At 66.6% G+C, this 10,100-nt stretch carries 12 protein-coding genes; 7 read left to right on the plus strand and 5 right to left on the minus strand.

Annotation, left to right across the window (positions count from 1 at the left end):
- Positions 1-609: pyridoxal-phosphate dependent enzyme (locus tag AC27IO_RS15710; RefSeq protein ID WP_498739587.1), on the minus strand; the 609-nt coding region annotated here is incomplete at its 3' end.
- A gap of 287 nt (positions 610-896) precedes the next feature.
- Between AC27IO_RS15710 and AC27IO_RS15715 the strand changes: the two genes are divergently transcribed.
- Complete coding sequence (locus tag AC27IO_RS15715) at positions 897-1,571, plus strand: CBS domain-containing protein (protein WP_498739595.1); 675 nt, start codon at positions 897-899, stop codon at positions 1,569-1,571.
- Positions 1,572-1,727: 156 nt separating this feature from the next.
- Here the strand turns inward: AC27IO_RS15715 and AC27IO_RS15720 are convergent, their stop codons facing one another.
- The 3 genes from AC27IO_RS15720 to AC27IO_RS15730 all read right to left on the minus strand — a co-directional run bounded on the left by AC27IO_RS15720 (position 1,728) and on the right by AC27IO_RS15730 (position 4,786).
- Positions 1,728-3,050 (minus strand): hemolysin family protein, encoded by a 1,323-nt coding sequence (locus tag AC27IO_RS15720; RefSeq protein WP_498739588.1) that lies wholly within the window; start codon positions 3,048-3,050, stop codon positions 1,728-1,730.
- Between the two features lie 247 nt (positions 3,051-3,297).
- Entirely contained in the window at positions 3,298-4,293 is a 996-nt protein-coding gene (gene ispH, locus AC27IO_RS15725) for a 4-hydroxy-3-methylbut-2-enyl diphosphate reductase (RefSeq protein WP_272548964.1), read from the minus strand.
- A 4-nt stretch (positions 4,294-4,297) separates the two neighbouring features.
- A complete protein-coding gene (locus AC27IO_RS15730) occupies positions 4,298-4,786 on the minus strand; it encodes an FKBP-type peptidyl-prolyl cis-trans isomerase (RefSeq protein ID WP_498739589.1) in 489 nt (162 codons plus the stop codon).
- Between the two features lie 94 nt (positions 4,787-4,880).
- On the opposite strand from AC27IO_RS15730, the gene radC reads away from it, so the two are divergent.
- From radC to AC27IO_RS15750, 4 genes are all read left to right on the plus strand, one after another.
- Positions 4,881-5,594, plus strand: coding sequence for a RadC family protein (radC, locus tag AC27IO_RS15735; RefSeq protein ID WP_498739590.1), 714 nt, complete (start codon positions 4,881-4,883; stop codon positions 5,592-5,594).
- Between the two features lie 182 nt (positions 5,595-5,776).
- Positions 5,777-6,712 (plus strand): hypothetical protein, encoded by a 936-nt coding sequence (locus tag AC27IO_RS15740; protein WP_498739591.1) that lies wholly within the window; start codon positions 5,777-5,779, stop codon positions 6,710-6,712.
- Positions 6,685-7,236 carry a hypothetical protein gene (locus AC27IO_RS15745; RefSeq protein ID WP_498739592.1) on the plus strand — a complete coding sequence of 184 codons (552 nt, stop codon included), beginning with the start codon at positions 6,685-6,687 and terminating at the stop codon, positions 7,234-7,236. The genes AC27IO_RS15740 and AC27IO_RS15745 overlap by 28 nt, the downstream gene beginning before the upstream one ends.
- A gap of 219 nt (positions 7,237-7,455) precedes the next feature.
- Complete coding sequence (locus AC27IO_RS15750; protein ID WP_498739593.1) at positions 7,456-7,875, plus strand: hypothetical protein; 420 nt, start codon at positions 7,456-7,458, stop codon at positions 7,873-7,875.
- A 40-nt stretch (positions 7,876-7,915) separates the two neighbouring features.
- Here the strand turns inward: AC27IO_RS15750 and AC27IO_RS15755 are convergent, their stop codons facing one another.
- Positions 7,916-8,422: a hypothetical protein gene (locus AC27IO_RS15755; protein WP_284408148.1), complete on the minus strand. Its 507-nt coding sequence runs from the start codon at positions 8,420-8,422 to the stop codon at positions 7,916-7,918.
- A 191-nt stretch (positions 8,423-8,613) separates the two neighbouring features.
- On the opposite strand from AC27IO_RS15755, the gene AC27IO_RS15760 reads away from it, so the two are divergent.
- Both AC27IO_RS15760 and AC27IO_RS15765 read left to right on the plus strand, forming a co-directional pair.
- Entirely contained in the window at positions 8,614-9,834 is a 1,221-nt protein-coding gene (locus tag AC27IO_RS15760; RefSeq protein WP_498739594.1) for an esterase-like activity of phytase family protein, read from the plus strand.
- Positions 9,835-9,893: 59 nt separating this feature from the next.
- The coding region (locus AC27IO_RS15765; protein WP_498739597.1) for an AraC family ligand binding domain-containing protein at positions 9,894-10,100 on the plus strand (207 nt) is incomplete at its 3' end.

Raw genomic sequence — 10,100 nt, forward strand, 5'->3', positions numbered from 1 at the left:
CTCCAGCGCCACCACGTGCGCGCGGCTGTCGCACCACGCGGCCACGCCGGCGATCAGCCCGCCGCCGCCCACACTCACCAGCACACTGTCGGGCAACCGGTCGCCCGCCTGGCTTTCCATCTCCAGCGCCAGCGTGCCGGCACCGGCCACGACTTCGGGCTGGTCGTACGCATGGTTGAGCAGCGCGCCGGTGGCCTGCTGGCGCGCAAGGCAGGCCTGCAGCGCTTCGGAATACGCGGCGCCGGTCACCACCACTTCGGCGCCCAGGGCCCGCAGACGGGCGCGCTTGGCCTCCGGCGAGATCTCGGGCACGAACACCTCGCAGCGCACGCCCAGCGCGCGCGCCGCGGCCGCCGTGGCAATGCCCGCGTTGCCGCCCGAGGCGATGATCACGCCGCTCTCGGGCACGGGGTTGGCCAGCATGCGATACAGCATGCCCCGGGCCTTGAAGCTGCCGCCCACCTGCAGATGCTCCAGCTTGAGCCACACCTGCGCACAGTCCACGCCCAGCGCGCTGCCGCTCAACTGCAGCAGCGGGGTGGTACGAAGAAAGCCGGACTGTGCGGCCAGGCGCTGGTGTGCAGTGGAGATGGCGGAGCGATCGATCATGAGGGGGCCTTTGGCGAATCGAAAAGAAAGACCGTGCCCGCACGGCCCCGCACGAAGAACGACGGGCAACGGGCTTGCGGCACACGAAACCGTCGAGTGTATGCAGCGCACCAGGCGCCCGCCACGCACTCGCCACACACCCGCCACGTGAAGCCATCGAAGCCCGCCGCCCTCCCCCGCCATGCCCCGGCTTTCCGCGGCCCCAGCATCTGCCGATACCATGGACCGCCGATCGCGGCGTGCACGGCGGTGTGCACGCCGGTGCAGCGGCATGGCAGGAGATGGCGATGTTCTATGTGTTCGGGCCTTCGGGCCAGATGTACCGTGGCGGGCCGGAGCAATTGGCGCAGGTGGCGCCCGTGCGGCGGGTGCAGCGGCCCCAGGCACTGCGCACCCGCTCCGCTGACCCCGAGGCGGATCCGTTCCCCCCGGTCCCCGCGCCGGCCCCCGACCCCGGCCCGGTGAACCTGCGCGCGCAGGAGGCCGTGAGCGCCTACGCACAGACCGAGCAGGGCCCGCAGGTGCCCCGCCAGCCGCTGTCGCGCGTGCAGGACGTGATGACCGTGGGCGCCCTCACCGTGCCGCCCAACATCCGCGTGAACGACGCCTGGGCCACGCTGGCGGAGCACCGCATCGCCCAGGCGCCCGTGGTCGACGCCGCGGGCCACGTGGTCGGGCTGCTGCTGCGCGCCGACATGGCGCCGCTGGATCTGCTGCCCGAGCCCGGCAGCGTGAAGGCGGCCATCGATCTGGCGCGCCGGCCCGTCTCCGAGATCATGGTGAGCCCGGTGCCCACCGTGGCCGCCGACACCGAACTGCGCCGCGTGGCGGGCGTGCTGCTCGACACCGGCCTGCCAGGCCTGCCGGTGACCGACGAGGCCGGCACCATGACCGGCTTCATCTCGCGCACCGACATCCTTCGCGCCGTCGCGGCCGACCCGCCCCTGGACCTCTGGAGCTGAAGCGGCCCGCGGCGCCAGCCGCTGCCGCGGCGCAGCACCGCCACCGCGCATGAAAAAACCCGCGGGGCCTGGCAGCCACGCGGGTTCTTGATGGATCGAGTCAGCCCGCAGCTGGCGCCATGGGCCGCGCCCTCGCTGGGCGAATCGCTCAGCGGATCACTCGGCTGAAATCGCCTCGGGCTCGGCGATCTCCACCGAGGGCAGCGGGCTCGCCAGCACCTTGTCGATGGTCTTGCCGTCCATGTCCACCACCTCGAACTGCCAGCCCTCCCACTGCACCGTGTCGGTCACGCGGGGCAGCTTGCCGGTCAGCAGCATCACCATGCCGCTGAGCGTGTGGTAGCGGCCGCGGTCTTCCTCGGGCACGGCGTCCAGGTTCAGGCGGTCCTTGAGTTCGGGCACGGGGATGTGGCCGTCCAGCAGCCAGCTGCCGTCCTCGCGCTGCACCGCCCAGGAGGTTTCGGGGTCGCGGGCGTGGAATTCGCCCGTGATGGCCTCGATCAAATCTTGCAGCGTGACGATGCCCTGCACTTCGCCGTATTCGTCGATCACGAACGCCATGTGCAGGTCGGACTGGCGGAAGTTGTCCAACAGCTCCATGCCGGTGATCGTCTCGGGCACGTACAGCGCCGTCTGCAGCGGCTGCGTGGCCAGGTCGCGCGCCTGCTCGCGCAGCGAGCGCGACAGCCACTGGCGGGCGTTCAGCACGCCCAGCACGTTTTCCATGCCGCCCCGCACCACGGGAAAGCGCGCATGGTCCGACTCCTCGATGCATTTGAGGTTCTCTTCGAACGAGTCCTCCACGTCCAGCACCGCCACATCGGCGCGCGGCACCATCAGCGAGCCGATCTGGCGGTCGTCCAGGCGGAACACATTGCGCACCATCTGATGCTCGTGCGACTCGATCACGCCGGCGCTCGTGCCTTCGGCCAGCACCGCGTGGATCTCGGCCTCGGTCACCGCGCTGGCGTTGTTCTCCTTCACGCCCAGCAGGCGCAAAAGGCCCTGCGTGGACACCGACAGCAGCTTCACGAACGGCTTGGTGGCGATGGCCAGCCAGTTGATCGGGCGGGCCACCAGGCGGGCGATGACTTCGGGATGGCTCTGTCCCAGGCGCTTGGGCACGAGTTCGCCCACGACGATGGAGAAGTAGGTGATGAGCATCACCACCAGGCCGGTGGCCAGGTAGCTGGCGTATTTGGCCTCCAGCCCCAGCGTGCGCAGCCATTCGCCCAGGGGCTGGGCCAGCGCGGCTTCGCCGACGATACCGTTCAGCACACCGATGGAGGTGATGCCGATCTGGATGGTGGAGAGGAATCGGGTCGGGTCTTCGCCCAGCTTGACGGCAGCGACCGCGCCGCTATCGCCCTCATCGATCAGCTTCTGGAGCCGGGTCTTGCGCGCCGTGACCAGCGCCAGTTCCGACATGGCAAACAGGCCATTGAGCAGGATGAGGGCGAACAGTATTGCTATTTCCATAGACAGGGAACGGATGGGTTCCCTCAGAGTGAATCAACCGCAAATTGTAAGAAGTCACACCCGCCGTGGGGTCATAGGGGCCGCCCGCGTAGGGACATTGGGGCACCAGCGTGGTATTTGCGCCCTGTCCCTGCCGGAACAGGGCCTGTGGCAGGCGCCAGAGACCAAGCATCGAAATGCCCTCCAGCACAATAAGTACTAGGGCATATAGCTATTAAATTAATAGCAAACCGATGACCAATCGATTTCAATGCCCTGCGGGGCCCGTCTCCGGCGTGCGCTCGGTGATCGCCAGCCCCGTGGCCGCATCGATGCGCAGGCCCTTGGGCAGCGGGAATTTCACCGTCTCCTCGATGCCGTCCATCTTGCGCACCGACACGGCGCCCAGCGCCTTGATGCGGTCGATCACCTGGCGCACCAGGATCTCGGGGGCCGAGGCGCCGGCCGTCAGCCCCACGCGGGCCACGCCCTCGAACCATTCGGCGCGCAGCTCCTCGGCGCTGTCCACCATGTAGGCCCGCGTGCCCAGGCGCGCCGCCAGCTCGCGCAGCCGGTTGCTGTTGGAGCTGGTGGGGCTGCCCACCACGATCACCAGGTCCACCTGCGGGCTCAGCACCTTGATCGCGTCCTGCCGGTTCTGCGTGGCGTAGCAGATGTCCTGCTGCTTGGGCTCGCGCACGCTCGGGAACCGCGCGCGCACCGCCGCGCTGATCTCGGCCGCGTCGTCCACCGACAGCGTGGTCTGCGTCACCACCGCCAGCTTGGCCGTCTGCCCGGGCTGCACGCGGGCCACGTCCTGCACGTCCTCCACCAGGTGGATGCCATGGTCCAGCTGGCCCATGGTGCCCTCCACCTCGGGATGGCCCTTGTGGCCGATCATGATGAACTCGTAGCCCTCCTTGGCCAGCTTGGCGACCTCCACGTGCACCTTGGTCACCAGCGGGCAGGTCGCATCGAACACGCTGAAGCCGCGCTCGGCCGCCTCGGTCTGCACCGCCTTGCTCACGCCGTGGGCCGAGAACACCAGCGTGGAGCCCGGCGGCACATCGGCCAGGTCCTCGATGAAGATCGCGCCCTTGGCCTTGAGGTCGTTCACCACGTAGGTGTTGTGCACGATCTCGTGGCGCACGTAGATGGGCGCGCCGAACTTCTGCAGCGCGCGCTCGACGATCTCGATCGCGCGATCCACACCCGCGCAAAAGCCGCGCGGCTCGGCCAGAACGATTTCCTGGGGTTTTTGCATGGCGTCAGAGCACCCCGATGAGCTGCACCTCGAAGGTGACCGGCTGCCCCGCCAGCGGGTGGTTGAAGTCGAAGCGCACCGCGCCGTCCTCGCGCACCGCCAGCACCACGCCCGCGTAGCTGCCCAGACCGTCCGGCGTGGGGAACTGCACCACGTCGCCCACCGTGTAGTGCTCGTCGGGATCGCCCAGCTCGGCCAGCAGCTTGCGCGCCACCCACTGCTGCATGTCGGGGTTGCGGTCGCCGAAGGCCTCGCCCGCGGGCAGGGTGAACGTGGTGCGGGTGCCCTCGGGCAGGCCGATCAGGCACTGCTCCATGGCGGGGGACAACTCGCCCGCGCCCAGCGACAGGGTGGCCGGCTTGTCGCCGAAGGTGTTGATCACGTCGCCCGCCGGGCCGGCCAGACGGTAGTGCAGGGTCAGGAAGGAACCGGCCTGCACGGTGGGAGCGGCGGCGGGAGAGGCAACGAGGGAGGTGGGGGCGAGGGTGGTCATGAGAGTCCCGATAAACTGGCCGCCATTGTAGAAACCCGCCCATTCCCTGCCCCGCGCGCGGCCATGCCGCCGCCCTTACCGGACCTGCCGCACCATGCTCATGAAAACCATGCCTGCCGACGCCCGGCCCCGTGAACGGCTGCTGCAGCGGGGCCCTGCCGCGCTGTCGGATGCGGAACTGCTGGCGATCTTGCTGCGCACGGGCATCGCCGGCAAAGGGGTGATGGAGATGGCGTGCGAACTGCTGGCGCCGACCACCGTGGATTCGGCAACGGGCAAACCCACCGGAGGCTTTGGAAGCATCAGTGGCCTGCTGCATGCCAGCGTGGATGACTTGAAGCGCATCAAGGGGTTGGGCCCTGCAAAGCGCACCGTCCTTGTGGCCGTTCTGGAACTGGCCCGCCGTGTGTTGAGCGAGCAATTGCCTGAACGCGAAACATTCGGCTCGCCGACAGAGGTCAAGCACTATCTGCAGTTGCACTTGGCCGGCCGAGGCTACGAAGTCTTTGCCGTGATGTTCCTGGACGCCCAGAACCGCATGATCGCCCTGGACGAAATGTTCCGCGGCACGCTCACCCATGCCAGTGTGTACCCCCGCGAGGTCGTCACACGCGCCCTGCACCACCACGCCGCTGCCGTGGTGCTGGCCCACAACCACCCCAGCGGCAGCGTGGAGCCCAGCCGCGCGGATGAAAACCTCACCAAGACCCTCACGAACGCCCTGGCGCTGGTGGACGTGCGCGTGCTCGACCACGTGATCGTGGCGCCCGGCAACGCGCTGTCGATGGCCGAATCCGGGCTGCTGTAGGACCCTCGCGGGCTGGGCTGCCGGGGTCGCGGCCTGCCTGCCGACTCCAGCCCCCTCGCCGCGCAGCATCGCCGATTTATTAACAATTGGTTAATCAATTCAATTGCCCGAAAGTCACGATTTCGCTTTTTCCGATTAGCATTCGCCCCCAATAAAAAACGCGATCTCGAAGGGGGGATTGAATGAGCGCAGAACTCGCGGCCACGTTCTTCAACGTCGGCTACGGACAGACCCTGGCCCAGTCCATGGACAGGAACCAGGTGGACGTGCTGGTGCTGACCCAGGGCCAGTACATGAGCATCCTGCAGGACAAGGCCAAGCGCAATGCCGCCCTGGAATTCAACCTGCGCAAGATGCTGTCGCAGTCCACGTTCGGGCAGTATTGGCAGAAGGAATTCAGCCCGAATGCCAGCGAGCCGTGGGTCGGGCCCGTAGCGCAGGGGGCCAATGACGTGCTGGCTATCACCAAGACGCTAAACGCCATCGGCATGGCCGGCATCGGCAGCTATATCAAGACCACCGCGACAGGCACGTACATCATCATCAAAGGCTATTCGGCGCGGCGCAGCAGTGCGCTTCAGGGCACGCGCTACTTGGCGACGAATCCCAAGATGCTGCAGTTGGGTCTTGGAATAAAGAGCCTGCAAGGCATTGCCAAAGGCGGCTTCATGCTGGGCGTAGTTGTTTCCACGGGCTTGGAGGTGATGGACTTCATGTTCAACGATGAGAAGACCATGTATGACCTGGTAGGCGGGATTGGCGTGGAAGCGGTGAAGGGAGGACTCGCTGGGCTGGTGGCCTACGCTTTGGCTTCAGGGTTAGCAAGCGCTGCAGCAGTTGCTGTTCTCCCACTAGGCGTTATGGCATTGATTGCTGTCGGCGGAGGGTATCTGTTGAACCTCGTAGATAGCCAATACGGCATCAAGAGCAAAGTAATCGCCGCCCTAAAAATGCTGCCGGAGCAGACTGCCCAGGGGTTTTACTACATTGACACTACCGCGCAGTCTTGGCACGACGACCTGAGAAACGCTATGGAACAGAAGAAAGTCGAAATGGGCAGAACCATTGACCAAGGCATGAAAAGCTGGCTTTGCCGTATCAGCTGCCTGAAATACTGATCATCGACACCAAGACGACTAAGCCTATGCAGGACCCTAAAACACTCCGTAAAACCATGCTTTGGAGCACGCCGCTTTTCTTGTTAATGGCGATAGGTTGCGCTTGGGGGGCCATTCGGGGAATCGTGCCGGTCTTGCAGGGCATTCATGCGCTGGCTCCAGTGGTCAGGATTTACCCAGCAGCCCAGTTGGCACCATTTTGTTCATTGGTCTGCATCATGTCGATCGTCTTGAGCGCCATGCGCGCGATCCCCTGCGATGAGCGCGTCAGCAAGCGATTTGAATACTTGCTGGCAGTCATTGTGGTGATCAGCTTGATCGTGATGGTGCTGATCCCAGTGACGTCTATCGCCCAACGGTTTTTCATGCCCAGCCTGGGGTACGCCTCATGTTCAGAATTGCAGGGCAACCCCACTCTTTGGTTCTCCGACTGGGTGCGCGACCCTGCTTGGTGCGTCAAAGGCAAGAGCCTGGAGTGGGTGAACGAGCAGGCGAGTTCGGCCGTCTCTCACAGCACTCCATAGCGACCGCTATAGCGCCGCACTCTGATTGCTATTAATTCAATAGCAATATGCCGGCGTATTGATTGCGCTGGGTTCGATTCATGCTCGACGCAGAAACGCAGTTAAGCGTCGTAGCGACGCGCTTACCCCCAACTAAAAATGGTAAATCTCAAAAAAGTCAGAAAAGCAATGTTCTGGGGCACGCTTCCGTTTTGTGGAGCCATAGCAGGCATGCTCTGGATGACCACAGAAATCATGGTGCCGACCATCGTAGATATCGCCTACCGCGCACCAGCCGTGCAAATCACGCCTGGCACGTTGGTGGCCCCGTTCGGCGCGGGCATGTTCATTCTGTTGGTGATCGTTGGCGGCATGCGCGCCATTCCCTTGAATGAACGCATCGTCAAGCCGGTCGAACAAGCCATGATCATCGTGATGCTGGGCGGATTCGTTGGCATGTGGCTGGTTCCCATCACGGGCATCGCCCAGCATTTCTTCATGCCCAGCCTGGGCTACTCCCCCTGCAACATCCTGCAGGGCAACCCCAACAAGTGGTCCAACGACTGGGTGCTCGACACGCAGTGGTGCGTCAAAAGCCAGACCATTGAATGGGTCAAGGAGCAGGCCCGCTCGGCCACCACTCCCGGCGCTTCCAGATAGCCAAGGAACACACCTGCGGGCGAGCGACCGCCGCATCCGCTCAGCACCCCGCCGGCCGATTTCCACGCAGGGTGAGCAGCCCGGTCACGCGCAGCGTGTCCCCCGTGCCGTCCGTGGCCGTCAGCCGCTTGTTGACGATCTCGAGGTAGTCGCGGCTGTGGTGCACGTCGGTGTCGTCGCCGTCGCCGCTGGCGGTTGCGAACTCGCGGCCGCGCACGTTCAGGACCAGCCGGTAGAGCGAGTCGGCGTTGGTGGCGTAGCGCACCGTGCCGGAGGCGGTGCCGTCGCCACCCACCCGGTCGGCGCCGTCGAAGGTGAAGCTGCACAGCTCGGGGGCCGTGCCGGTGGCGGCAATTTTGGTGACCTCGCTGGCGTTGATGTTTCCGTTGCCGTACGAGCCGTCCAGACCGCTGACCGAGGCATTGGTCACGGTGAGCGACGCCGCGCGTTCGTCCAGGGAATCGCTGCCCCCGCCGCACGCGGACAACAGCGCGGCGGCGGCCAGCAGGGTGGACAGGAGAGACAAGGTTTTGAGGGAGGTGTTCATGGCCAATGGGTCGGTTGTGGGATGGAGGAAAAGGCTCGCTGGGGCCCAGCCAAAGCCAGACACCGGCCATAACTGTACCATCATGTTCTGTTTTAAATGGTGGTTTTTTGGCGCCCTTTTTTGCCGGCAAGTGCCTGCGATGAATGGGCTCGCAGCCGGGCCTGCCCCCCGGCGCACCTACACTGCGCGCCATGCCAGACACCCGCCGGAAGCCTTCGAGAAAACGCCCTTGGGGAGGGTGGGTTGCCGGCCTTGCGGGATCGGCCGTGCTGGTGGTGGCCTGCACGGGCGCGCGGCAGGGCCTTGAGCCGGAAGCCACCGCGCCGGCCGCGCTGCGCCTGATCGGCACCGCCGCCATCGCCCCCGGCACCGAGGTGCTGGGCACGACCTTCGGCGGCATCTCGGGCATCGACTACGACCCGGTGCAGGACCGCTGGCTGCTCATCAGCGACGACCGCTCGGCCCTGCAGCCGGCGCGCATCTACACCGCGACGCTGCGCTACACCGCCACGCACTTGGAGACCCCCGCGATCACCGGCACCGCACCGCTGCGCCAGGCCAGTGGCGCGCCCTACCCTGCGCCGCGGCACGCCGCGCTCGATGTGGACGTGCCCGATGCCGAAGCGGTGCGCTGGCTGCCGGGCGGGCAGGCGTTCCTGTGGACCAGCGAGGGCGACTTCGCGCGTGGCTTCGGCCCGCAGTGGCGCGAACACCGGGCCGATGGCGCGTGGGTGCGCGATCTGCCCTTGCCGGCGGCGTTCGGGCGTGTGCCCGACTTTCGGCGCGGGCCCCGCGCCAATGCCACGCTGGAAGGTCTGGCGCTGTCGCCGGACGGCCGCACGGCCTGGCTGGCGATGGAAACCGCGTGGATCCAGGACGGCCCGCGCCCCACGCCCGAGGCCCCGGGCGGGCCGCTGCGCATCACGGCGATGGACGTGGCGACCGGCCGGCCATTGCGGCAGATCGCCTATGTGCCGGACGCGGTGCCGCACGCCCGGCGCATCCCGTGGGGCCCGCAGTTGAACGGGGTGAGCGAGGTGCTCGCGGACGGGCCGCACCACCTGCTGGTGCTGGAGCGCAGCTACAGCGCGGGGGCGGGCTTTTCCGCGCGGCTGTACCGCATCGACACGCGCGCGGGCAGTGACACGCTCGCGCTGGACGCGCTGGATACCCAGGGCGCGCACGGCAACCACACCGCCGTGCCGAAGACGCTGGTGGCCGACCTGGACCACCTGAGCGCGGGCCCGCTGGACAACCTGGAGGGCATGGCCTGGGGCCCGCCGCTGGCCGGGGGCGGGCGGGTGATCGTGTTCGTGAGCGACGACAACTTCAACCCCGCGCAGGCCACGCAGTTCATCGCGGTGGAATACCGGGGCCCGGCGGCGGTGCCATCGGCAATGCCAGCGCCATGACCGCCAACGGGCTGCCCACGCGCCGGGATTGGGTGGTGCAGGCGGGCGACGCGGACCGTATGCCCTGCATCGAGGCGTACTTCCAGGGCCACGGGTATGCGCCGCACCGGCACGACACGTATGCCCTCGGCCGCACGCTGGCGGGCGTGCAGAGCTTTCGCTACCAGCGCGCGGGCCGCCACAGCCTGCCGGGGCAGAGCATCGTGCTGCACCCCGATGAGCTGCACGACGGCCATGCCGGCACGGGCGACGGCTTTCGCTACCGC

The organism is Acidovorax sp. KNOB132 (assembly GCF_057541515.1).

Excerpts from the sequence above, each read along its gene's own strand:
- AC27IO_RS15720 (WP_498739588.1), bottom strand. The coding sequence starts at position 3,050 with ATGGAAATAGCAATACTGTTCGCCCTCATCCTGCTCAATGGCCTGTTT.
- AC27IO_RS15740 (WP_498739591.1), top strand. The coding sequence starts at position 5,777 with ATGAGCGCAGAACTCGCGGCCACGTTCTTCAACGTCGGCTACGGACAG.
- AC27IO_RS15715 (WP_498739595.1), top strand. The coding sequence starts at position 897 with ATGTTCTATGTGTTCGGGCCTTCGGGCCAGATGTACCGTGGCGGGCCG.
- AC27IO_RS15750 (WP_498739593.1), top strand. The coding sequence starts at position 7,456 with ATGACCACAGAAATCATGGTGCCGACCATCGTAGATATCGCCTACCGC.
- radC (WP_498739590.1), top strand. The coding sequence starts at position 4,881 with ATGCTCATGAAAACCATGCCTGCCGACGCCCGGCCCCGTGAACGGCTG.
- AC27IO_RS15760 (WP_498739594.1), top strand. The coding sequence starts at position 8,614 with ATGCCAGACACCCGCCGGAAGCCTTCGAGAAAACGCCCTTGGGGAGGG.
- AC27IO_RS15730 (WP_498739589.1), bottom strand. The coding sequence starts at position 4,786 with ATGACCACCCTCGCCCCCACCTCCCTCGTTGCCTCTCCCGCCGCCGCT.
- AC27IO_RS15755 (WP_284408148.1), bottom strand. The coding sequence starts at position 8,422 with ATGAACACCTCCCTCAAAACCTTGTCTCTCCTGTCCACCCTGCTGGCC.
- ispH (WP_272548964.1), bottom strand. The coding sequence starts at position 4,293 with ATGCAAAAACCCCAGGAAATCGTTCTGGCCGAGCCGCGCGGCTTTTGC.